The organism is Luteibacter sp. SVR4-7G (genome assembly GCF_056755555.1).
Genome location: NZ_JBPGXO010000002.1, coordinates 103,670 through 125,279 on the forward strand (window position 1 = coordinate 103,670; position 21,610 = coordinate 125,279).

The 21,610-nt window shown below is 65.1% G+C and carries 20 protein-coding genes; 7 read left to right on the forward strand and 13 right to left on the reverse strand.

Features of this window, described 5'->3' with window-relative positions; genetic code table 11:
• Positions 1 to 44: 44 nt before the first annotated feature.
• From dctA to ACR9ZH_RS01265, 3 genes are read right to left on the reverse strand one after another with little or no spacing between them, the layout of a single operon-like run.
• On the reverse strand, positions 45 to 1,406 hold the full coding sequence (gene dctA / locus ACR9ZH_RS01255) for a C4-dicarboxylate transporter DctA (RefSeq protein ID WP_481288942.1): 1,362 nt from the start codon (positions 1,404 to 1,406) through the stop codon (positions 45 to 47).
• Positions 1,393 to 2,286, reverse strand: a complete 894-nt coding sequence (locus tag ACR9ZH_RS01260) for a substrate-binding domain-containing protein (protein WP_481288943.1) — start codon at positions 2,284 to 2,286, stop codon at positions 1,393 to 1,395. The genes dctA and ACR9ZH_RS01260 overlap by 14 nt, the downstream gene beginning before the upstream one ends.
• Entirely contained in the window at positions 2,283 to 3,143 is an 861-nt protein-coding gene (locus ACR9ZH_RS01265; RefSeq protein WP_481288944.1) for an amidohydrolase family protein, read from the reverse strand. The genes ACR9ZH_RS01260 and ACR9ZH_RS01265 overlap by 4 nt, the downstream gene beginning before the upstream one ends.
• A 143-nt stretch (positions 3,144 to 3,286) precedes the next feature.
• On the opposite strand from ACR9ZH_RS01265, the gene ACR9ZH_RS01270 reads away from it, so the two are divergent.
• Both ACR9ZH_RS01270 and ACR9ZH_RS01275 read left to right on the forward strand, forming a co-directional pair.
• Positions 3,287 to 4,528: a LysR family transcriptional regulator gene (locus ACR9ZH_RS01270; protein ID WP_481288945.1), complete on the forward strand. Its 1,242-nt coding sequence runs from the start codon at positions 3,287 to 3,289 to the stop codon at positions 4,526 to 4,528.
• Between the two features lie 45 nt (positions 4,529 to 4,573).
• Entirely contained in the window at positions 4,574 to 5,671 is a 1,098-nt protein-coding gene (locus tag ACR9ZH_RS01275) for a calcium:cation antiporter (protein ID WP_481288946.1), read from the forward strand.
• A 205-nt stretch (positions 5,672 to 5,876) separates the two neighbouring features.
• On the opposite strand, the gene ACR9ZH_RS01280 is transcribed toward ACR9ZH_RS01275, so the two are convergent.
• Positions 5,877 to 7,124: a carbohydrate-binding protein gene (locus ACR9ZH_RS01280; protein WP_481288947.1), complete on the reverse strand. Its 1,248-nt coding sequence runs from the start codon at positions 7,122 to 7,124 to the stop codon at positions 5,877 to 5,879.
• 160 nt (positions 7,125 to 7,284) lie between these two features.
• Entirely contained in the window at positions 7,285 to 7,980 is a 696-nt protein-coding gene (locus ACR9ZH_RS01285; protein ID WP_481288948.1) for a TetR/AcrR family transcriptional regulator, read from the reverse strand.
• 248 nt (positions 7,981 to 8,228) lie between these two features.
• On the opposite strand from ACR9ZH_RS01285, the gene ACR9ZH_RS01290 reads away from it, so the two are divergent.
• The 3 genes from ACR9ZH_RS01290 to ACR9ZH_RS01300 are packed head-to-tail and all read left to right on the forward strand — an operon-like array spanning position 8,229 to position 13,803.
• Positions 8,229 to 10,400: a TonB-dependent receptor gene (locus ACR9ZH_RS01290; RefSeq protein ID WP_481288949.1), complete on the forward strand. Its 2,172-nt coding sequence runs from the start codon at positions 8,229 to 8,231 to the stop codon at positions 10,398 to 10,400.
• Between the two features lie 11 nt (positions 10,401 to 10,411).
• Positions 10,412 to 12,658: a GH92 family glycosyl hydrolase gene (locus ACR9ZH_RS01295; protein ID WP_481288950.1), complete on the forward strand. Its 2,247-nt coding sequence runs from the start codon at positions 10,412 to 10,414 to the stop codon at positions 12,656 to 12,658.
• A 20-nt stretch (positions 12,659 to 12,678) separates the two neighbouring features.
• Positions 12,679 to 13,803: a phosphatidylinositol-specific phospholipase C1-like protein gene (locus ACR9ZH_RS01300; protein WP_481288951.1), complete on the forward strand. Its 1,125-nt coding sequence runs from the start codon at positions 12,679 to 12,681 to the stop codon at positions 13,801 to 13,803.
• Positions 13,804 to 13,963: 160 nt separating this feature from the next.
• Here ACR9ZH_RS01300 and ACR9ZH_RS01305 read toward each other — a convergent pair whose 3' ends face one another.
• The 7 genes from ACR9ZH_RS01305 to ACR9ZH_RS01335 all read right to left on the reverse strand — a co-directional run bounded on the left by ACR9ZH_RS01305 (position 13,964) and on the right by ACR9ZH_RS01335 (position 18,338).
• A complete protein-coding gene (locus tag ACR9ZH_RS01305) occupies positions 13,964 to 14,686 on the reverse strand; it encodes a 3-keto-disaccharide hydrolase (protein WP_481288952.1) in 723 nt (240 codons plus the stop codon).
• 71 nt (positions 14,687 to 14,757) lie between these two features.
• Positions 14,758 to 15,570 carry a CHAD domain-containing protein gene (locus tag ACR9ZH_RS01310; RefSeq protein WP_481288953.1) on the reverse strand — a complete coding sequence of 271 codons (813 nt, stop codon included), beginning with the start codon at positions 15,568 to 15,570 and terminating at the stop codon, positions 14,758 to 14,760.
• 19 nt (positions 15,571 to 15,589) lie between these two features.
• On the reverse strand, positions 15,590 to 15,946 hold the full coding sequence (locus ACR9ZH_RS01315) for a 2-hydroxyacyl-CoA dehydratase (RefSeq protein ID WP_481288954.1): 357 nt from the start codon (positions 15,944 to 15,946) through the stop codon (positions 15,590 to 15,592).
• A gap of 178 nt (positions 15,947 to 16,124) precedes the next feature.
• Complete coding sequence (locus ACR9ZH_RS01320) at positions 16,125 to 16,643, reverse strand: hypothetical protein (protein ID WP_481288955.1); 519 nt, start codon at positions 16,641 to 16,643, stop codon at positions 16,125 to 16,127.
• A 16-nt stretch (positions 16,644 to 16,659) separates the two neighbouring features.
• Entirely contained in the window at positions 16,660 to 17,028 is a 369-nt protein-coding gene (locus ACR9ZH_RS01325) for a BON domain-containing protein (RefSeq protein WP_481288956.1), read from the reverse strand.
• A gap of 94 nt (positions 17,029 to 17,122) precedes the next feature.
• Positions 17,123 to 17,863, reverse strand: coding sequence for a 2OG-Fe dioxygenase family protein (locus ACR9ZH_RS01330; protein WP_481288957.1), 741 nt, complete (start codon positions 17,861 to 17,863; stop codon positions 17,123 to 17,125).
• Positions 17,864 to 17,900: 37 nt separating this feature from the next.
• On the reverse strand, positions 17,901 to 18,338 hold the full coding sequence (locus ACR9ZH_RS01335; RefSeq protein ID WP_481288958.1) for a low affinity iron permease family protein: 438 nt from the start codon (positions 18,336 to 18,338) through the stop codon (positions 17,901 to 17,903).
• 123 nt (positions 18,339 to 18,461) lie between these two features.
• Between ACR9ZH_RS01335 and ACR9ZH_RS01340 the strand changes: the two genes are divergently transcribed.
• The gene (locus ACR9ZH_RS01340; protein WP_481288959.1) at positions 18,462 to 18,959 is read left to right on the forward strand and encodes a DUF421 domain-containing protein; all 498 of its coding nucleotides are present in this window, start codon (positions 18,462 to 18,464) and stop codon (positions 18,957 to 18,959) included.
• A gap of 59 nt (positions 18,960 to 19,018) precedes the next feature.
• On the opposite strand, the gene ACR9ZH_RS01345 is transcribed toward ACR9ZH_RS01340, so the two are convergent.
• Positions 19,019 to 20,734 (reverse strand): L,D-transpeptidase family protein, encoded by a 1,716-nt coding sequence (locus ACR9ZH_RS01345; RefSeq protein WP_481288960.1) that lies wholly within the window; start codon positions 20,732 to 20,734, stop codon positions 19,019 to 19,021.
• Between the two features lie 118 nt (positions 20,735 to 20,852).
• Between ACR9ZH_RS01345 and ACR9ZH_RS01350 the strand changes: the two genes are divergently transcribed.
• Positions 20,853 to 21,575: a murein L,D-transpeptidase catalytic domain family protein gene (locus ACR9ZH_RS01350; protein WP_481288961.1), complete on the forward strand. Its 723-nt coding sequence runs from the start codon at positions 20,853 to 20,855 to the stop codon at positions 21,573 to 21,575.
• The last annotated feature ends 35 nt before the right edge of the window (positions 21,576 to 21,610 follow it).

Below are 21,610 nucleotides of genomic sequence, written 5' to 3' on the forward strand. Positions count from 1 at the left end.
AGTGGCACCCCCGCACCCGCGGGCGGTGCGAACGAGCGATGGGCTCAGGCGGGCTGGAATCCCTTGTCCAGCTCGGCATGCAGACGTTCCTTGTCGACGGCGTGCTCCCACTGGCCGACCACGATGGTGGCGACGCAGTTGCCCGCGATGTTGGTGAAGACGAAGGCGGAAGAAAGCACCCGGTGCACGCCGAGGATCAGTGCGATGCTTCCGACCGGAATGGTCTTGGTGGCCGCGAGCGTCATGGCTAGCACGGCGATCGCGGAGCCCGCGACGCCGGCGCCGCCCTTCGAGGTCACCAGGAGGATGACGAGCAGCGAGAGCTGCGCCTCCCAGCCCAGCGCCGTACCGGTTGCCTGGGCGAGGAACACGCTCACCGCTGCAAAGTAGAGGCAGGTACCGTCGTGGTTGAAGCTATACGCCGTGGGCAGAACGAGGCCGACGACGGACTCCTCGACGCCGAGCTTCTTCAGCTTGCCCGTGAGTTGCGGGAACACGCTTTCCGAAGAACTGGTACCGATGACCAGCGCCAGTTCTTCCCGTACGTAGCGCATCAGCTTGAGCAGGCTGAACCCGGAATACCACGCGATGGGCGCCAGCACGACGACGAAGAAGATCAGGCAGGTGAGGTAGAACTCGCCGATCAGCGCGCCGAGCGCCACGAGTGAATGCAGGCCGAACTTCGCCACGGTAAACGCGATGGCGCCGAACGCGGCGATGGGCGCGATCTTCATCGCGATGCGGATCACCCAGAACAGCGCTTTCGATACGGTGTCCACGACCTCCAGCACAGGCTTCGCCTTGTCGCCGAGCGACGCCAGGCCGCAGGCGAACAGCACCGAGAACACGAGGATCTGCAGGATCTCTCCCTCGGAAAACGCCTGGATGGCCGATTTGGGCACCAGATTGAGCAGGAATTCGCCGAAGCTCATGTGCGCGGCGGGATGAACACTCTGGCCCGCCGTCTGGAAACTCGCCGGGTCGACGTGCATGCCGACACCGGGCTTCAGGATGTTGATCGTGACCAGGCCGATGACCAACGCAAAGCTGGTTACCACCTCGAAGTACACGATGGCCTTGATCGCGATCCGGCCCACCTTGCCCAGGTCGCGCACGCTGGCGATGCCGTGGGTCACGGTGCAGAAGATGATCAGGCCGACCACCATCTGGATAAGCCGGATGAACACGTCGCCCAGCGGTTTCAGCTGTTGGCCGATGTCCGGGAAAAGCGCGCCCACGGCCACGCCCAACGCCATGCCCGCGAGTACCTGGAAGGTAAGGTCCTCATAGAAGCGGGCGTGCTTCCGCGGTGGCTGGGTGGTGGTTCGATCGGGTGTCGCCATCGTGCCGTGTTCCTGTTTGAAGCCAGCCTTGGCGGATATGCTGCGCGCGTCAATCGCTGCCATGACCTAGGATCCTCCTGGCGGGGGCGAATACTTCGTCCAGGCTGGGGCGGCGGGGCAGGAGCCCCTGGCCCATGCATGCTTCGATGGTGAAGGCCACGGGTTCGCGCAGGCTCTCGAAACCGAAGCGGAAGGGAACAGGCCCCGCCGGGACGGCGCCCACCCGGTCCGCGGCCTCGCGGAGGAGCTGGTAGGCGGCGCGGATCGCGGCGGGATTTTGCGCGGCGGCCGAGCGCGAGGCCGCCACCATGTGGTTGATGGGCATGAAGCCATGCTTGCGCCACCAGAGCAGGTCGCGCTCGTTCGCATCCTCGATGACGGGGCGGAATTCGTCGCCCTCGGGCATGTCGTTGCCGAGGATGGCGGCATCGATATCGCGATCGCGGAGCATGTCGAGGAGGCTCTTGTCGCTGTCGTCGTGATGGACGAAGGCAGGGTCGGCGTACTCCTCGACATGGGCGGGATCGTGCGTGACCCATTCGATCTGCGCAGGGTCGGTCCCGAAATCCTCGACCAGGTGCGAGCGCACCCACATGCCCGTGGTCTGCGTATAGGCACGCACGCCCACGCGCCTGCCGGGCAGGTCCTGCGGACGGATGGGCCGGGAACCGTGGGCGATGAGGCAGCCGCGCTGGAAGCGCGAGGCGACGACGATGGGGAGCAGCACGACGGGGCGGCCGTATGCCACGGCCTGCAACGCCGTGACGATCGCCAGTTCGCAGAGGTCGAAAGCCTCGTTCCGCACCATAGGCGCGAAGGCCTTGTGTACCGGCGACACGTCCTGGAAATCCAGCGTGACGCCTGCCTGGGTCACGGTCCCGTCCTTCAGCGCCTTCGTATGCGGATAGTTGCCGAGGACCGTCTTGAGGGTAGTGGCGTTCATGCTGCGCCAACCTTCGACGCGAAGGGGTAGAGCCGGTGTGCCGTGCCGTTGAAGATCGCTTCCTGCGTGGCGACGGGCAGGCCAGCCAGGGCCTCACGGGCGGTGTTCGCCAGCTCCTTCAGGGTGCCGGCCGCGGCAGGGAAGTTGGAGCCCCAGGCGATGCGGTCGGCGCCGAACGCGTTCACGATCGCCTCGAGGAAGTCCGCGGGACGGGACGCGCCCTGCGCCGCCGCCTCGAGCGTGCGGTTGGTCAGCTTCAGGTGCACGCCGGGGAAGGAAGCCATGTCGAACAAGGCCCGTGCCGCGGCGTACGGCTTGCCGTCTTTCAGATCCGGACGTGCGCAATGGTCCAGCAGCACGTTCGCGCGGGGGAACCGCGTCATCAGTTCGCGCAGCTTCGGCAGGCCGTCCATGGTCATCTGCAGGCACACCGGGATCCCGTGCGCTTCCGCATATGCCCATGCGGGGTACGAGTCTGCGTGGCCGAGCCAATCGGCCTGGCCAGGCATGGTGCTGCCCGTGGTGAACAGTCGGAATCCAGCGAGGCCCTGCGACTGCCAGTACTCGATTCGCTCCACGGCATCGGGCGCCATGGCGTCGATGGAGTAGACGCCGACGAAACGGTCGCGATGAGCGCGTACGGATGCGGTGACGTAACGATTGTCGTGGCCATAGACCGTGGATGCCTGGACGACGACGGCCTGCGCTATGCCCGCCTCGTCCATGGCCCGAAGGAGACCGTCTGCATCGACCGGCCGCTCGTGCGACCACTCGGATTGCCGGCCACCGATGGGCGCGATGGGGTAAGTACCCGTGTCCGGGGAAATGACATGTGTGTGCGTATCGAGAAGGATCACGTTGCCTTACCCATTCAGAATAGCTATAGAAAAATGTTGCAATGCAAAATCGGCAAACTTGGCCATGGGCGGAATATGCGCTGGGGCTCGCTACAAGCCAAATTCGATTTATGATCGTGGTATAGAAATAAGTTAACGATCTCATGAGCGTTGTGTTTTCCCTCAGCCTGCGCCATCTCGACGCGCTGCTCGCGGTATCGCGTGCGCGGAACATGAGTGCCGCCGCGTCGGAAGTGAGCCTCTCGCAGCCCGCGCTGGCCCATGCGGTGGCGAACATGGAGCGGACGTTGAACACACGCCTGTTCGACAGGCATCCCACCGGCGTCACGCCGACCGAGCACGGTGCGCGTTTCATCGCACGTGTCGCCCGCGCATTGCGCTACCTGACGCGCGGCATCGGCCAGGTGCGCCGCCCGGCGCGCATGCAGGCCATCGCCAACCTCGAGCGCCGTATCACCATGGCGCAACTGCGTGCCCTGGTCTCGGTGGTCACGGCCAGCAGCTACGCGGCGGCCGCGGCCGAGGTCGGGATCTCGCAGCCCGCCCTGCATCGCGCGATGCGCGAACTCCAGGAGACCACTGAAGTGCCCATGCTCGTGCGCGTGGGACGCTCCGTGCGTCCCACTGACGCCGCCGCGAAGCTCGTGCATTTCGTGCGGTTGATGCTTGCCGAACTGGCGGCGGGCATCGACGAGCTGGCACCTTCCGACGAGGCCTCGGGCTCGATCCGCATAGGCGTCCTTCCCGTGGCGCGTGCGCATTTCCTGCCGCAGGTGCTGGCCCGCTTCTGCGAGGACTATCCCGGCGCTTCGATCGAAGTCATCGAAGGTCCCTACATGGAACTGCTTTCGCGCCTGCGCCATGGCGAGATGGACCTTCTGATCGGGTCGCAGCGGCAGACGGTTCCCGCGCGGGACGTGCGGCAGGAGGGGTTATTCGACGACGAGCTCGTCATCGTCGGCCGGGCAGGGCACCCCTTGCGCGGCACCAGGCAGCCTTCGATCGATGCCTTGCTTCGCTACCCGTGGGTGGTCCCGGCCCGTGGCGTGCCCATGCGCATGAACTGGGAGCGCATGTTCCAGGATCGCGGCCGGGAGCCGCCAGACCTGAAGGTGCAATGCGCTTCCGTGATGATCATGCGCGGGCTGATGCTGGAGGGAGACTGGCTCACCCTGATGTCGCGCGATCAGTTCCGGCTGGAGAGCCGGGCGGGAACGCTCGTGGAGATCGGCGACAAAGGTCCCGGATTCTGGCGCCGCATCGCCATGACCCGGCGCATCGAATGGCAACCCACGCGCCTGCAGTCGGCTTTCGTGGCCCTGCTCCAGGAGATGGCGGCGCAGAAGACCGCGCTGCGCGAGGCGACCGGGACAGGGGCCATCTGAGCAGGGTAGGATCCGCTCATCCACCGACGGGATTCGGAGGCACAGATGGCGTTTCTGCGCGGCGAGCGGTTCCTTCCGGCCAGCCTGGTCACCTGCGCGATCTTCCTGATCGCCCCCGACGTACTGCTCTCCGGCATGGAATCGCCGGCGCGGCTGGTCGTCATGTTCGCCTGGCTGTTCGTGGTGATCCTCGGTTCGGCGATCGCCGTCGTGCGCCATGCCGAGCACCTGGCCCATCACCTCGGCGAGCCGCGCGGCACCCTGATCCTCACGCTCGCGGTGACCTCGATCGAGATCATGAGCATCGCCGCGGTGATGCTGCATGGCGCGAACAACCCGACGCTGGCCCGCGATACGCTGTTCTCGGTCACGATGATCGTGCTGAACGGCATGGTGGGACTTGCCCTGATGCTGGGCGGCCTGAAGCATCACGAGCAGACGTACAACCTGCAAGGCGCCAATGCCTATCTCGGGCTCATCATCCCGCTGGGCGTCGTGGGCATGGTCATGCCGACCTTTGCCCGGGACCCGCTGATGTCGCACCTGCAATTGTCCCACCAGCTGTTCCTCGCCCTCACCGCCGTGGCGTTGTACGCGACCTTCCTCTTCCTGCAGACGCGTGGTCTGCGCGGCTACTTCGTGTCGACCGAACCCGCGCCGCACCAGGAGCGGCCGGAACGCACGGCGGGACGCGGGCCGAAAGTGGCCACGGCTTTTCTCATCGCCTACATGATCCCGGTGGTGTTCCTCGTGGACAAGCTGGCGGTGCCGGTCGACTACGTGGTGGAAACCGTGGGCGCGCCTGCGCTGCTGGGCGGTCTCGCCATGGCGGTGCTGGTGGCCATGCCCGAGGGCATGGGCGCCATCCGCGCCGCGAACCGCAACGAGCTCCAGCGCTCGGTGAACGTGTTGCTGGGCTCGGTACTGTCGACCATCGGTCTCACCATCCCCGCCATCCTGATCATCAGCCGCGTCACCGACCACCCGGTGACGCTCGGACTCGACCATACCGACCTGGTGTTGTTCGTCCTGACCCTGATCCTGTCGGTGGTCACGTTCTCCAGCCCGCGCACCCATCTGCTCCAGGGCGCGGTCCACCTGCTCGTGTTTGCCTGGTTCGTATTCCTGATCTTCATCCCCTGAGCCCAGGCACCACGTCCCGCGACGTCATCAGTGGTTCTGCGATGTACCTTGCAAGGTCATGGCGGGCATTCGCCAACCGTGTGGCATACGAGCGCGCCGTGTAGGAGCGCGCTTTGCGCGCGACAGCTTTTTGCGAACGGCAACAGGCCCTGTCACGAGATCGCGAAAACCTGTCGCGCGCAAGGCGCGCTCCTACAAGTCTTGGTTACCTGCCGAGGTTGCTCAGGAACCGCTTCGTGTACTGCAGCACCGTGGTGCCGGGCACGGAATTGCAGGTGGGCGAGGCGAAGCCGCCGCCGCAGGGATTGTCGCGATCCAGCGACCAGAAATGCAGGCCGGCCAGTTTGTTGGTGGCGGCGTAGTTGGTCACGGTGTCGATATCCGCAATGGTGAAAGTCTCGCTCGACACATCGTTCACCCCGATCATCGGCGTGATCTCGATCCGGGTCAGCGGGATGCCGTACGTGTGCTGCAGGTTCCTGACGGCCTGAATCGCCGATTGGCCCATGTCGCACTTGCCGTTGGCCACGACACAAATCCCCGGCCCGGCAGCGCCATAGTCCATGGTCATGAGATTGATCGTGTAGTTCTTGAGCCCCGACGCCTTCACGGCGCGGACCACCGCGTCGCCGGTGGCATTGACGCCACCGAAGCTGCCGTCGGAAGCGGCCAGCGTCGCGAGGGTGAACGAGAAGCGCAGGTTCGGATACAGGCTTTCGGCGTAGACGGCATTGCTGACCAGGGCACTGAGTTGCGCTGGCGATTGTCCGCCCTCGATGTCGAAGTCGACACCAACCATGTGCGGGCCCATGTACCTGGACAGGAAGTTCGCCATGCCGGTGGCGCTACCGCAGGTGAACACGCCGGCCTGGCCGCCGGTGGACACGACATAGTTCACGCCGGCGTTATTGAGGCGCGCGATATTGGCGCTGGCGAAGGCGGCTGCCGGCACGCCGCCCCAATTCTCGCTGCCGCATTCGCCAGTGGCGAAGGCGAGGGTGATCGCGCCCAGGTTCGGCACCTGCGTGGAGACGAGACTGCCACTGCCCACCACGGGCAGGCGGGTGCCGGTCACCATCGTGGACATGATGTTGGTGTTCCAGTCGAGGTTGATGGTGATGTCCTTGTACGGACTGAAGAGCAGGTCGCCCGCGGCGGGAGGCGGATTGTCGGGCGGGTTATCGGGCGGGTCGTCCGGAGGCGTGCCACCGCCCGTACATGATCCCTGCGACGTCCAGGGTTGACCGGACCCGCTGACGCCGTTGTTAGTGGCCGGCTCGTTGCCCTGGGTCCACCAGTTGGCGACGTAGTTCACGCCGTTTTCGCTGGCCGTGTTGCCGCCGGTGTAGACCGTGCTGGCTTCCCAGGCCGGTGCGCAGTCAGCGGCGCGTGCCTCGTGCCACGGGAAGAGCACGGAAAGGCCAAGGGCGATGGCCGAGAGTTTCAGGATCATGAGTGCCTCCAGATCGTTAGTTGGACTGGTAAAGCGACTCCGGTGTATGTCTTCGATGACAACGTTGTCTATCGGACTTTTGGCGAAATGTGACGGAACGCGCATCGCTATCGATGTGCATTTTCGGTATGGATGACAACGAAGGACAGCAGGAGCCGCCTTAGCGGCGATAACGCTCTTCCGCCTCGACGAACTTGTCGTAATAACGGACGACCATCTCGGCCACCTCGGTGTTGATGGCATTGGCGTCCATCTGCGGATTGTCGACCACCATTTCCGTGGCGGCGTACATCACTTCCGTGGAAAGCCGCATGGCGATGCGCAACGCGCCTTCGTCCGCGCTGGGATAGCGATCGCGCAGTCCCTTGAACGTGGTTTCCGTGACATCTTCGTGCGAGTCGAGACGGATGTGCCGCAGCGTGGGCACGGCGCGCAACGCGCGCATGATCCACACGGCACCGGGGAATGCCAGGGTGGCGGCATTGATCGCCGCCTGCATGTCGCGCAGGCCGCGAATGGAGGCCTCGCGCGAGCCGTCGTAATCGAGCTGCCGTTCCTGTGCGAGCCATGCGCGATAGGCCTCGTTCTGGCGCTTCATCAGGCGTTCGCCGAGTTCTTTGAGGATGGCGTATTTGTTCGGGAAATAGCGATAGAGGGCGGGAGGCGAAATGCCCGCTTCCTCGCAAATGAGGTTCGTCGACAGGCGTTCCACGCCCACGTCGCCGAGCAAACGCGCGGTCACCTCGAGGATCAACTCGAAAGTTTCCACCGAACGTTGCTGCATCGGCTGCTGTTTCGTGCCCAGCGGGATGGAAGGGCGCGCGGCGGAGCTGTTCCCGCGCGTAACGCTTTTCATGTTGCTTCCTTTGAGGAGGCCCGCCTGAACTGCGGGAGGAGACGGTTCGAGATGATACGAATCGGGATTCGTGCGTCTTGGCCGTTACACGCCATGCGGCCGTCAAGTGACTGTCACAGATGAACAGTAGCTTTCATTACTGTTTTCCGCCACCCCCTCCCAGACAACTCATCCCCCTTCCTTCGGGCTCGACCAGAGCTGGCCGTTGCGGGCGACCGCGCGTCCGGAAAAGCAGGAGTTTTCCCACGATGCATCACGCTGTACGTCTTGGCTTCGGCCTCACTGCCCTGGCCGCCGCGACCGCTGTCTTTGCCCAGAGCGCCACCCAGAACCAGACCACCAACCTGCAGGGTGTCGCCGTCTCGGCCGCCATCGACGATCCCAACCTGGCGCCTCCCGGCACCGCCGCCGCGCTTGCGCCTTCGCAAGGCAACCTGTTCGAGGTCGAACCGCAGTCGGTGCTCAGCCGCAGCTACATCCAGACCATCGCCACGCCGAAGGCGGACTATCTCGCCTTGCTCGAACTCACGCCTTCCGCAGTGAACGCTTCGCCGAACGGCGCCGGCCTCTCGAGCAAGAGCGGCACCGTGCGCGGCTTCCAGGACGGCGAATACGACGTGACCTTCGACGGCATTCCGTTCGGCGATCCCGGCGCGTTCGGCCACGCCACCACGGCTTTCTTCCCCGGTCCGTCGCTGGGCAAGGTAGTCGTCGATCGCGGTCCGGGCACGGCCAGCAACCTCGGCAACGCCACCTTCGGTGGCACCGTGGCGCTCTATTCCGCGCCGACCACCGACAAGCCCTCCGGCCAGTTGTCGACGATGTACGGCAGCGGTGCCACTTGGCAGGTCGCAGGCGAGGGCAACACGGGCACGATGAACAAGATCGGCACGCAGGCCTCGGTGAACTACAGTCACCTCGAGTCCGACGGCCTGATCGACAACGCCGGTTTCCGTCAGGACAACGTGCTGTTCAAGGTAAAGCAGCCACTGGGGGACCGCACCACGCTCACCCTCGTTGCCGACTACAACAAGGTGAAGTGGAACACGTTCACCGCGCAGCCGAAGAAACAGACCGACCGTTTCGGGCTGGAGTTCGGGGGCCTTAACCGCGATCCGCAGTCGCAGGGCTTCTTCGACTACAACATCGACGATCGCCACGCCGACTTCGAGTACCTCCAGTTGCATGGCGATTACGACAGCTGGCGTTTCGACAACAAGTTCTACACCTATGGCCTGCGCGACAGCGGTCCCGGGGGCGTGGACTTGCTCGGCAATACGCCGAACAAGGCACTGCTACCTGACGGCGGCGTGCCTGGCGCGATCAACCACAGCCGTTATCGCGCCGCCGGGGACATGCTCACCGCGGAGAAGGACGTCGGCAGCGGCTGGCTGGACAGCACCTTGCGCGCCGGCATCTGGGCCGAACGGACCTACCAGGTGCAGGACCAGGTGACCGTAGACCTTTCCACGATGACGCCGCGCGTGCTGGCCGGCACGCCCAACGCGAACATCATCGACACCAACCAGCACACCAACACGACGCAGAGTTACTTCGAGGTGGAATGGCGTCCGCTCGAAAACCTCAGCATCGTGCCTGGCGTGAAACAGATCGTGTTCGACCGCACGCTGGATGGCGTCTCCAATTTCCTCCCCGTGGGCGGAGCCGGGCATTTCGCCACCACGCTCGCCGCACTGGCCGCCAACTACCGCATCAATCCGGGCCTGGCCGTGTACGGGCAGTATGCCGAAGGCTTCCAGGCGCCCAAGGTGAACATCCTGCAGGGCAACGGCGGTCACGTGGATCCGCAGCAGACCAAGAACTACCAGGCGGGCGTCGTGTGGAAGACGCCCACGACGGTGGCCGACCTCGACGTGTACTACATCGACTTCGCCAACCTGGTGACCAGCATCGAGGAGCCGATCGGACCGGGTGGATCGCTGGTGAGCGTATTCACCAACCAGGGTGGCGTGATCTACAAGGGCGTGGAGGGCGAGTTCACCCATATCCTCGGCGACTCGGGCTTCAGTTTCACCGCCAACGGCAGCATCAATACCGCGTACTCGAAGACCACCCGCCGGCAAATCTCGAATGCGCCGGAGTCGACCGCCGACGTGGGCTTCATTTACGACCAGGGGCCGCTCTACGGGTCCTTCCTGGTCAAGTACGTGGGCACGCGTTTCACCGGCGTGGGCGAGACGGGGGCGGAGAACTACAACCCGAACACGAAGCTGCCGACCTACAACTACACCAACTTCAACATCGGCTACCGCTTCACGCCCGACCTCCGGGTGCAGTTGTCGACGAACAACCTGTTCGACCACCGTACCCCGATCCAGGGCAACGGTGCGGCCAGCAACCCCACGTACTATTACCTCGCGGCGCGCAACTACACTGCGCAGCTGACCTATACGTTCTGAGGTCTCCCTTGATGCGAATCTCCGGCTCCACCGTGCGGCGCGCCTTCTCCGCCGCCATCGCCTCCTTCGTCCTGGCGGCGCCCGCCGCGATGGCGGCCGATCACGTCGGCGATGTCGATCCCTTCATCGGCACGGACTGGTTCGGCGACATCTTTCCCGGTGCCACCGTTCCCTTCGGCATGGTCAAGCTCGGTCCCGACCTGCACGGCTATGGCCAGCGCAAGGGCTTCCAGAGCGTCGGCGAGATCCGTGGCTTCTCGCACCTGCACCTGAGCGGCGGTGGCGGCAAGTACGACAACATCCGTGTGGCTGCCAGCACCGGACCGCTCGAGCCTGCGGACTTTCATTCGCCGCGGGCCGCCGAAACGGCGAGCCCCGGCTACTACGCCGTGGAACTCCCGCGCTATGGAGTGAAGACGGAGCTGACGGCTACCCGGCGCGCCGGCATGCATCGCTATACCTTCGTCAGGGACGGCGAGGCGCACGTGACGCTCGACCTGGACCTGCTCTTCAAGGGCAAGGGCGAAGAGACCCAGCAGTTCCTGGGAGGCGACGTGCGCATCGTGTCGCCGACGGAAATCACCGGCATGGGCCGTTACATCGGCGGCTGGAACGAGGGCGGCGAGTACGACGTATACGTCGACCTCGTCGTGGATACACCGTCGTCCGGCGGGCGCACCTGGCTCGGCAAGGAACTCGGTACGGCGCCGGCGGCGCATGCGCCGGAAGACATGCCGCTCGGAGCGTCGCTTGATTACCAGGTGAAGGCCGGCCAGGTCGTCCAGGCGAAGGTGGGCATTTCCTTCGTCAGCCTGGCCCAGGCACACGCGAACGCGCTGAACGAGATCAAGGGCTGGAACTTCGACGGCGTGCACCAGGCCGCGGTCGCCGCATGGAACAAGGCGCTGGGCAGGATCGAAGTGAGCGGCGCGGACGACGAGCGCCGGCGCATCTTCTACACGGCGCTCTACCACACGATGATGATGCCCTCCAACCACACGGGCGAGAACCCGAAGTGGACCTCATCGGAACCGTATTACGACGACTTCCAGGCCATCTGGGACACCTTCCGCAGCCAGGGTCCGCTGCTGACGTTGATCGCGCCGGACGTGCAGCGCGACATCGTCCGCTCGCTGGTCGATACCTTCCGCCATGCCGGCTACATGCCAGACGCGCGCGTGGGCAACGACAACGGTCGCACGCAGGGCGGAAGCAATGCCAACGTACTGGTCGCGGACGCGTACGTGAAAGGTCTCGGCGGCATCGACTACGCCACCGCGTTCAAGGCGATGCAGAAGGATGCGAACGTGGCGCCGAAGAATCCGCGCAAGGAAGGGCGGGGCGGCCTGGATACGTATAACCGTCTCGGCTATATCGCGCAGCCGACCGAACGCGCGGGCTCGCGTACCGTGGAATATGCGTACGACGATTTCGCGATCGCCGAAGTGGCCTGCGGTCTCGGCCATGACGACGAGGCCCGGCGTTACCTGAAGCAGGCGGGCAACTGGGCGAACCTGTGGGATGCCACGGATACGCATGAAGGCGTCACGGGGTTCCTCCGCCCGCGCAACGCGGACGGCAGCTGGACGCCGCAGTACCTGGTCCGTCGCGGTACCTGGCCGGACTTCTACTACGAAGCCGACCTCTGGACGTATTCGCTCTATGCGCCACAGGACGTGCGCCAGCTCATCGTGAAGTCGGGCGGCAACGAAGCTTTCGTGAAGCGCCTCGACACGACCTTCGACAATCTGCACTTCGACATCACCAACGAACCCGGCTTCCTCATCCCCGACCTGTATATCTGGGCCGGACGCCCGGATCGCACGGCGGACCGCGTGACGGCGTTCCTACGCCGTGCCTTCGGTCCGGATCGTGGCGGTATACCGGGCAACGACGATTCGGGTGCGATGTCGAGCTGGTACGCGTTCCAGTCGATGGGCTTCTATCCGAACGCGGGGCAGGACGTGTACCTGATCGGCACGCCGTCCTTCAGCGAATCGACGATCGATCTTGGCGGCGGCAAGACCTTCCGCATCCGCGCGGAGCATTTCACGGCCGACGGAACGAACCGCTACGTGCAGTCGGCGACGCTCAACGGCAAACCGCTCGACGCCGCGTGGTTCCGACACGGCCAGATTGCCCATGGCGGCACGCTCGACCTGGTGATGGGGCCGTCGCCCTCGCGCTGGGGCACGACCAGTCCGCCGCCGTCGCTATCCGACCAAGGCTTCGCGTTGTGCAAGCGCGCATCCCACTGATCTCTTCGAGAGGAATACTCATGTCGTTTCTTCGTTCCTGCGCGTTGTGCATGGCGGCGGCATCATCCGTAGCCGTTTCCGCGCCGCTGCTCGCCGCGGACAGCCTGCGCATCAACCAGATTCAGGTCATCGGTACGCACAATAGTTACCACGCCGGCTTTGCCCCTAGTGCGCGCCGCGTGATGATGAAAGAGGCGGCCGAGCAGTTCGCCGCGATCGACTACAGCCATCCGTCGCTCACGAAACAGCTCGACGACGGCGTGCGCCAGGTGGAACTGGACGTCTTCTCCGACGCGAAGGGCGGCCTGTACCTCGATCCCGTGATCGATCGGATGATCGCGTTGAACGGCTTGCCGGCAGACCCTCCGACGGCCGCTCCGGGTACCTGGGAGAAGCCGGGCTTCAAGGTCATGCACATCCAGGGTGTGGACCAGCGCAGCACCTGCCAGCCGTTCACGGCCTGCCTGGAGGAACTTCGCGCGTGGTCGAAGGCGCATCCACGGCACGCGCCCCTGTTCGTGCTCGTGGAGACGAAGCAGCAGCCACTGCAGGCCAAGATCCCCACGGTGATGCCGGAACAGTTCACTCCGGCCGTGTTCGACGCGCTCGATGCGGAGATCGCCTCGGTGTTCCCGCGCAACGAGATGGTGACGCCGGACGACGTGCGCGGCCAGCACGCCACGCTCGACGAGGCGGTGCGCTCCGGCGGCTGGCCGACACTGGACCAGGCCCGGGGCAAGATCGTGTTCCTGCTCGACCAGCGGAAGATGGAACCGGTCTATACCGACGGCCATCCCGCGCTGCGCGGGCGGCTGATCTTCACCAATGCCACGCCCGGGGCCGAGGATGCCGCCTTCACCGAGTGCAACGAGTGCTCGGCCAAGGAGATCGACGCACTGGTGCAACGCGGCTACATCGTGCGCGCCCGTACCGACGATCCGGCACAAGGGCAGGGCCTGAAGAACGACGGCACCCGGCGCGACGTCGTGCTCGGCAGCGGGGCGCAGCTGGTGAGTACGGATTATCCGGCGGGCGAGCCGTCTTCCGCCGGTTACGCGGTGGGCTTCCCCGGCGGCGTCGCCGTACGTTGCAATCCGGTACTGACGAAGAAAAGCCAGTGCAGCGACCACTCCCTGGAACTCTGATGTAGGAGCGGACCTGTCCGCGACAGCCTTTCGCCCCAGCGCGACGGACTACAAATGTAGGAGCGGACTTGTCCGCGACAGCCTTTCGCCCCGAAGTAACAGGGCCTGTAGCTCCTCGCGAAAAGATGTCGCGGACAGGTCCGCTCCTACAACAGGCGTGTCAGAGTTCCTTGATCTGGATATTCCGGAACGAAATGCGGATCGGCTCGATGCCCTTGTCCTCGCCACCCTGGAGGGCGATGTGGCCCTTATGGAAGCGGGCGTAGTCCGGCATCTTCGCGAACTTCGTCTTCGCGACGAGGGCGTTCCACTCCGGCGTCCACAAGGTCGTATCGACGGTCTTGCGGCCGTTCTGGAAGAACTGCACGTGGCCGTGGTCCACGATGATCTCGATCGCGTTCCAGTTGCCGTGTTCCTTCACGTTCTCGACGGGTGCGGAAATCAGGTCGAAGAGGTCGCCCGAGCGCTCGTAGAGCGTGTAACTGTCGGGCTTGGTGCAGACCAGGTCGGCGATCTGCATTTCCGGGCCGGTCTCCCAGGTCTCGCGGTACTTCGGCGTTTCCTGCACGTTGAAGATGCTGCCGGCGTCCGCGCAGGGGGTCATCTTCCATTCGAGCTTGAGGTCGAAGTTCTCGTATTCCTTGTCGGTGACCAGGTCCGCGAAGTCCTCGCGCGGCGCCTTGAGGTCGCGATGGAGTTCGATGGCTCCGTCGACCACGCTCCAGTCCTTGCCGGTGCCCTTCTGCCCGAACGAGTGCCAGCCGGCCAGGGTCTTGCCGTCGAACAAGGATGTGAAGCCTTCCGGGGCACTGGCTGCGCCCGCATACGCGGGCAGGGCGGCGATACAGCAGGTGGCAATGACCTTCAGGGACGTGCGGATCATGAGGGAGCTCCGTGAATGGAATGCCGAGCGTAGCGCAGTCCGGCCGTCTGGACTTCCATCCGCGTTGCAATTCACGATTTCTTGCGATGCTTCTTCAATTCCTGACGGATCTGTTCCAGCAAAGGGGCCAACTGGTCCGGCTCGCGGAACGAGCGAAGGGTGGCGCGCAAGATGCGGAGGTCCTGCTTAGCGCCGAGTGCATCGGAAAGCTTCGACATCTCATGAGCCGTGGCCTTGTGCTTCGGCATATGGCGGTTGGCCGTCTTCCCCGTGGCCTTGCGCACCCTGCGCCACAGTTCCAGCTGCATGCGCAGACGGCGCGTCTTGCGTCGCCAGTCGTGCAGGTCGGCCGGCGTCCCGGTCCGGTCCGCCCGCTTGTGCGCCTTCGCAACGCGTTTCTCCGAGCGTTCCAGCGCCTGTTCCATCGCGCGCACGCGAATGCTTCGCCAGGGCAGCCCTTCGATGGCCGCCGCCAATTCACGCAGCTGCCTGCGCCGCTTGAGGAAATTGGGATCTTTGTGCAGTTCCGCCGCAAGGCGTCCCGCGCTGTGGTGCTCGAGTTTCTCGAGCGCGTGTCGCCACGCCGGGGAAGGCCGGGGACCTGCGAGCGCACGCGCCGTATTCAGGGCGACGTACGCGTCGCGGAGCGGCGAGAGGCCCGTCGCAAGCTCGTCCAGCGTGGCCTTGATGGGCGGCAGCGCTTCGGCGAACGGTTCCTTGGCCAGGACCAGCAGGCTCTTCAGCCGGCGAATGGCCTTTCGTGCTTCATGGATGCCCCGGTGCCGCTGTTTCGAATCCGATAAGGATCGAATGGCCTTGCGGCATTCCCTTAACGCGGACGACGCGAGGGCAGCCGCGATGCTCGGCTTTTTCTCAGGACTCATTCGTCCTTGATAGCAGAAATCAGCCTGGGCTGTCTTCGCCGGTTTCGACGTCTACCTTGCGGCGGCGTCGCGGCTTCGGTTCGCTGGCGGCGATCAGGCCCTGGAGGTACGCAATGCCTTCTTCGGCGGGAAACCAGGACACGACGTCGGCGACGGTCAGGCCATGCCGGATGCGCAAGGCCTCGAATTCGGCCTTGGCCCCGGCGAGCGGATCGACCTTGGGCGGCCGCCCACGGCGTTTCGGGGCGGCCGGCACGGGAGCAGGAGCGGGAACGGGAGCCTTGGCGACAGGCTTGCCTTCGGCAGCGGCCTGTCGGTCGAGGGCGGCGAGTTCTTCCTGGAACTGCCTGAAGTCGTATTTGCCGGACGAATTCATCGCGATACTTGAAACCGGTGGAACGCCCATTGTGGCACGCCGCCCCGTCGAGGACTTGAGATAAGCGGCCCACGACTTGAGCAGGTTCTAACCAATGCAACGCAAGTCCTTGCCGCACAAGGCGGCAAGGAACTTATCCACACGGTTGTCCAGGCGCTTTCCACAGCGCCTGTGGATATCAGGACACGCTGGCTTCGGAGCCTGTGGAGATGTCGTCGGCGTTGTTGCGGCGGAAGATCTCCCGGGCCGCGTCGCGCTGGTTGCCGCTGTCGGTGTGCACCGAAATCAGGATGCTGCCTTCGCGAACCTTGGCGTCGTAGCGCTTGGCTTCGAACTCCGGGATGCCCATGCCGACCAGTGCGCCGATGATGCCGCCGGTGGCCGTACCGACTGCCGCGCCGCCCAGGGCGGCCATGATCGGGCCGGCGGCGATGAAAGGACCGACGCCCGGAATGGCGAGGGCGCCGATACCGGCGAGCCAGCCGAGGCCGGCACCCAGGCCGAGGCCGACCACGCCACCGGTGGTGGCGCCTTCCGGCGCCTTGGTGTGGTGCTCATGGGCGAAGTCGCGGGTGCCGCGGCGGTCGGGAAGAAGTGCAGAGATATCGTCGCTGGTGAAGCCGGCTTGCTTGAGTTCGAGAACGATATGCTCGGCCTGTTCCACGGTGCGGGTGGTGCAATACACGGATGCTTTCATGGGATTCCCCTGTCGGTCAGCGTTCGATGTCGAGTTGGTTCTGAATGGAGGTCACGCCGGCGACGCCCTTGGCGATCGCCTCGACGCGCGCTTTTTCCGCTTCGTCCTTCACGGGACCACGCAGGGTCACCGTGCCCTTGGCTGCCACGAGCTTCACGTTGCGGGCGGAGGTGGAGAGCGAAGCATCGGCGACGATGGCCTTGCGCACGGCGGCGGCCACGCGGACGTCCTCGGCGTTGTTCGGCTGGTCCATGGGCGTCAGGCTTTCCGCATGACGGTCGCGTTTGTTGATGCCGGTATCGTCGACTTTGGAAGCGTCCTGAGCGAGGGCAGGAGCGGTCGCGGCGAGCGCGAGGAGGAGCAGGGTAGGCAGGCGTGCGTTCACGGTGGGACTCGGTGTCTGCGGTGTGCGCAGTACGCCGGGACAGGCGTGAACCGGTGGTGCAGGTGGCGCGACGGATACGTTCCGCGTTAGGGAATCAGCCAGCTTCGACCGCGCGGAAGGTCACGACCAGCACATCGCGATGCGAAGCCTTCGCCGGATCCAGGGGGGTGACCGGCGTGACGCCGTGGAACACGCGCGGATCGTGGATCAGTGCCGCGTCCATCGGCTGGGCGAGGGTGAACTCGCCGAGCGCGCGTCCATCCGGCGCGTGGATGGTGGTGGTGCCGCTGGCGATGTTCTCGCGATCCACCAGCAGCACGAGTACGTAGTCCACGCCGTCGCGGTGGCTGCCTTCCGGGGTGGGCTCGCCCGCGGCGCCTGCCGTGGCTTCGATCCGGAACTGATGGACCTCCACGTGCCAGTGTGCGACCTCCGGCGACAGGCCGCCGAAGAAGTCGCGGCAGAAATCGAGGATCGCGCCCATCGTGGCGCCTGTGGCGATCTCCGGGAGGACCGGCTCGAACCAGCGCTCGATATCGCCCTGCAAAGTGTTGTAGGCCAGAGTCTGGAAGTGCGCCTGATGCGGTCGCGGTTCGACGTGGCCAAAACGCGAAGCTGCGAAGGTGGCGTGCCGGCGGCGGCGAAAGCGGCCCGTCGCGGCAAGGTAGGTGTCCGGTTCCAGGGCATTCCAGCTCGCGGTGAAGGCTTCCCAGTCGGCCAGGGGAGCGAGGTGTTCCACCAGCGAACGCATGTCGGGGCCATGCACGAAGGCGAAACCCTCCTCGCGCACCTGGTCGTGGAGGGAGGTTTCGGTCGCAGCCTGGGGGAGGTTCATCCGCGAAGTATACGGCTACCCGGTTGCCGGGGCCCTCCTAGCCGCCGTTCCGGGAGGCATCGGCCTCCCGTGCAGGTTCGTCCTCGCAACCGAGTTCCTTGCGCGCCTGGAGTGCGCGCTTCACGTAAGTGGCGCGGATCTTGTCCAGTGTCTTGTCGTCAAGCTCTTCCAGGTCCAGCAGTGCCGCGTTCGGCCCTTCGAGGGCATAGATGAGCTCGTCCAGCTTGATCTGGATGGCTTCGGTATCCCGGTTCTGCGTATTCTGGATCAGGAACACCATCAGGAAGGTGACGATGGTGGTGCCGGTATTGATGACCAGCTGCCAGGTATCGCCAAAACCGAACAACGGCCCACTGGCCGCCCATACGACGACGATCAGCACGGCAACGGCGAACGTGGCCGGCTTGCCGGACGCCTTGGCCACCGCCATCGCCATACGGGTGAACAAGCTCTGGTCCTTCCCGTTCTGTGCCATGTCTCTTCTCCTGCTCTAGGGATTCACTTCGCCGATGCGCCGCACCGACGACAACGTGCACAGCGTGTTTCGCTTTTCGTGAAGCACGAGCGAAGGCGTTCAGCATTCCTTAGGAGTCAGGCGATGAACGAATGGTTCGAACTGTCGGAGCCCTGGTGGCATTTTGCCGTCCGCGGGGTACTCACCTACGTGGGTCTCCTCGTCCTGATGCGGCTCTCGGGAAAGCGGAGTTTCGGCGAAATGTCCGCGTTCGACGTGCTCGTGCTCGTCCTGGCAGGCGGCACCCTCCGGACGGCCATCATCGGCGACGACCATACCTACCTGGGCGCCTTCATCGGCGTGGCGGCCATCCTGGTGACCAATAAGGTCCTGGCCTGGATCTGCGCCCGGTATCCCCGGTTCAACCGCCTCGTCGAGGGCCTTCCGGCCATCCTGGTCCGCAACGGCAAACGCGACGCGGAAGAACTGCGCCGCCAGGCACTACCCGAAGCGGCTTTCAATCGTGCGCTGCACGCGGCCGGGATGGAACACGAAGGTTCGGTAGTCATTGCCCGGCTGGAGCCGAACGGAAAAATCACCTTCATCCGCCAGGAGGGCGCACAGGGATCCCAAGCCGGCTGACCCCCGGAGCCAGCCAGACCCCTGTCCCTAAGCAAGGCCTGCCAGGTGCTCCGGCATGTTCATGGCGTACGCAGCGGCTGCGGTTTGTCGAGAGCGGCCAGCAGCGCGCCGTCGCGCTGGTAGACATCGGGCTTGTACGCAAGCTTGCCGTCGTCGCCGATGTCGACGGTCCAGTAAGCGAGCAATACCGGGATCGCCGTGGGCAGCGTCACGTTCTGTGTCGTCTTCATGGCGATCCGCTCGTCGATGGTCTGCCGGCTCCATTTCTCGGGGTCGTTGAACAGCAGTTCCACCAGCTCCAGCGGGTGCTCGACGCGGATGCAGCCGGAGCTCGTGTCGCGGCGCGCCTTTTCGAACAAATCCTGGTGTGGCGTGTCGTGCAGGTACACGGCGAAGGAGTTCGGAAAGCGGATGACGACCTGGCCCAGCGAATTGCCAGGCCCGGCGTCCTGTCGCAGCGTGACCCCGCGCGGGTGGGCCCAATTCACGCTCGAGGCGCGAATGACGTTGCCGCTGCGATCCAGCACCCGGATGCGGTTGTTGGCGAGATACGAGGGGTTCTGCCGGATCTTCGGCAGGATGTCGTTCTTGAGGATCGTCGGCGGGATGGTCCAGGTGGGATTGAAGGTGACGTAGGTGATCTGCGAGCGGAAGATCGGCGTGCTGCGGTAGGGCTTGCCGACCTGCACGCGCGACTTCCAGATGGGTTGCCCGTCGCGGTAGTAGCTGATCTTGTAACCGGCCACGTCCACGACGACGAAGGTGCCTTGCAACGCATGCAGCAACCAGCGGGCGCGTTCCAGATTGGCGCGAACCTGGCCAATGCGCACGTCGACAGGCACGTTCAGCGCGGCCAGCGTGTCGCTGCCCACATTGCCGTCGGCGTCGAGGTACTGGTCGGCCTGGAACCGCCGGACGGCGTCCCGGAGCGGGTTGTCGTAGCGCTCGCCCTGGGCCAGTGTGGGATCGAGATAACCGTCGGCGACGAGCCGCGCGCGCAAGGCGCTGACTCGTGCGTCCTTCATGCCGGGCGTCAGCGTCGGACCCTCGGGGACGGCAGGCCAGCCTCCCGCCGCGGCCGTCGCGCGAAGCTGGGCGAGCGCGTCCCGCAGTTTCGCGTAAAGCGGATTCTGCGGACGCGCCATCGCGAAGGCCTGGTCGACGGTGCGTTCCTCGATGGAGGTCTGCAGCATGCTCATGCCTTGCTGAGGATCGATGGCAGCCGGATCGAAGTTCCAGACCGGATCGAGACGGAGGGGGTCGACCTTGCCGCGCGCCAGCTGGACAAGCGCGGCGATGTACGCGCTCGTGGCCGAAACGTCGAATTCCGCGCGTGCCGCCGGCGACAGATCCGGATCCTTCAGCGCCTCCGCCGTGAGGCGAAGATCGGAGAGGTGGTAGTCCTCCGGCAGCAGCCCGTCGTTGGCCATAGAGGCCAGTCCGGCCAGCAACTGCCGGACATTGGTTTCGTCCGACCAGGCCGCGGTGTACTGGCGTTGGGCGTAGAAGTCGCCGAGCGCCTTGCCGATCGCCGCCTCGCGGCGTGGCAACGGGCCGCCGCCCAGCGGGGTCATCTGCTGGAGCCGGGCGAAGATCGCCTGGGCGACCGGATCGTCGCTGGCAGGCGGAGCCGGCGCGCTGGCTGCCGTGGCCGGGGCGACGATCGGCGGAGGCGCCGCTGCGGATGCCGGCGGCGGCAGGTCCTGGGCGGGCGCCATGGCGGGCAGAGCCGCCACGGCAAGGCGCGCCGCGAGTTTCCGGACTGTCTTTCCCATAGCTCCGGCCTATCGGTTCCTCGTTTTCACATATCTGAAGGGCACGGATGTGACGATGTTGTGGTCAGTAAATGACCAGCGGGTTAGGATGCCCGCTGATGCATACATGGCTGGTCGCATGATCCGATCGCTCCGGACGCACCCTGCGTCGGCGCTTGCCCTTGGCGCCTTGTTCTTCCTCTCCCTCCCGGCACATGCCTCCGACTCGCTCGGCGACGCACTGGCGCGGCTGGCGCCTTCGGCGGACCCGAAGGTGATCGGCCTGGCCGTGAAAGCTGCCGAATGCGCGCAGACCCAGAGCGGGCAACCGTCCGATCGGCTCGCGGTGATCGACTATTCGAAACCGTCGTCGGAACCGCGCCTGTGGGTGTTCGATACCGTGAACCGGAAGCTGCTGTTCCAGGAGCTCGTGGCGCATGGGAAGAACAGCGGCGATGCCAACTCCACCCAATTTTCCAACGCACCGAACAGCCTCGCATCCAGCCTCGGGCTCTTCCGCACGTCCGATACCTATACCGGAAAGAACGGCTATTCCCTGCGCATGAACGGCCTGGAGCCGGGGGTGAACGACCAGGCGATGGCGCGGGCCATCGTGATCCACGGCGCGGCTTACGTGAACGCAGCAATGGCCAAGGTCGCGGGCCGGATCGGTCGCAGCTGGGGCTGCCCGGCGGTACGCACCGCGATCGCACACCAGCTCATCGACGCCCTCAAGGGCGGGCAGATGGTGTTCTCCTACTACCCGGACAAGCGCTGGCTTTCCTCTTCCCACTACCTCAAGTGCGCCAATGGCCAGTTGGCGAAGGCCGAGGCGAGCGTGGCCAGTCGCGCGGGCAGCTGATCGCAGAAACGCTTCCTCGCGCTAGAATTCCCGGA

Coding starts and splice junctions, on each gene's coding strand:
- ACR9ZH_RS01300 (WP_481288951.1), top strand. CDS start 12,679: ATGTCGTTTCTTCGTTCCTGCGCGTTGTGCATGGCGGCGGCATCATCC.
- ACR9ZH_RS01295 (WP_481288950.1), top strand. CDS start 10,412: ATGCGAATCTCCGGCTCCACCGTGCGGCGCGCCTTCTCCGCCGCCATC.
- ACR9ZH_RS01350 (WP_481288961.1), top strand. CDS start 20,853: ATGATCCGATCGCTCCGGACGCACCCTGCGTCGGCGCTTGCCCTTGGC.
- ACR9ZH_RS01280 (WP_481288947.1), bottom strand. CDS start 7,124: ATGATCCTGAAACTCTCGGCCATCGCCCTTGGCCTTTCCGTGCTCTTC.
- dctA (WP_481288942.1), bottom strand. CDS start 1,406: ATGGCAGCGATTGACGCGCGCAGCATATCCGCCAAGGCTGGCTTCAAA.
- ACR9ZH_RS01310 (WP_481288953.1), bottom strand. CDS start 15,570: ATGAGTCCTGAGAAAAAGCCGAGCATCGCGGCTGCCCTCGCGTCGTCC.
- ACR9ZH_RS01270 (WP_481288945.1), top strand. CDS start 3,287: ATGAGCGTTGTGTTTTCCCTCAGCCTGCGCCATCTCGACGCGCTGCTC.
- ACR9ZH_RS01345 (WP_481288960.1), bottom strand. CDS start 20,734: ATGGGAAAGACAGTCCGGAAACTCGCGGCGCGCCTTGCCGTGGCGGCT.
- ACR9ZH_RS01320 (WP_481288955.1), bottom strand. CDS start 16,643: ATGAAAGCATCCGTGTATTGCACCACCCGCACCGTGGAACAGGCCGAG.
- ACR9ZH_RS01315 (WP_481288954.1), bottom strand. CDS start 15,946: ATGAATTCGTCCGGCAAATACGACTTCAGGCAGTTCCAGGAAGAACTC.
- ACR9ZH_RS01275 (WP_481288946.1), top strand. CDS start 4,574: ATGGCGTTTCTGCGCGGCGAGCGGTTCCTTCCGGCCAGCCTGGTCACC.
- ACR9ZH_RS01330 (WP_481288957.1), bottom strand. CDS start 17,863: ATGAACCTCCCCCAGGCTGCGACCGAAACCTCCCTCCACGACCAGGTG.
- ACR9ZH_RS01260 (WP_481288943.1), bottom strand. CDS start 2,286: ATGAACGCCACTACCCTCAAGACGGTCCTCGGCAACTATCCGCATACG.
- ACR9ZH_RS01290 (WP_481288949.1), top strand. CDS start 8,229: ATGCATCACGCTGTACGTCTTGGCTTCGGCCTCACTGCCCTGGCCGCC.
- ACR9ZH_RS01305 (WP_481288952.1), bottom strand. CDS start 14,686: ATGATCCGCACGTCCCTGAAGGTCATTGCCACCTGCTGTATCGCCGCC.
- ACR9ZH_RS01285 (WP_481288948.1), bottom strand. CDS start 7,980: ATGAAAAGCGTTACGCGCGGGAACAGCTCCGCCGCGCGCCCTTCCATC.
- ACR9ZH_RS01340 (WP_481288959.1), top strand. CDS start 18,462: ATGAACGAATGGTTCGAACTGTCGGAGCCCTGGTGGCATTTTGCCGTC.
- ACR9ZH_RS01335 (WP_481288958.1), bottom strand. CDS start 18,338: ATGGCACAGAACGGGAAGGACCAGAGCTTGTTCACCCGTATGGCGATG.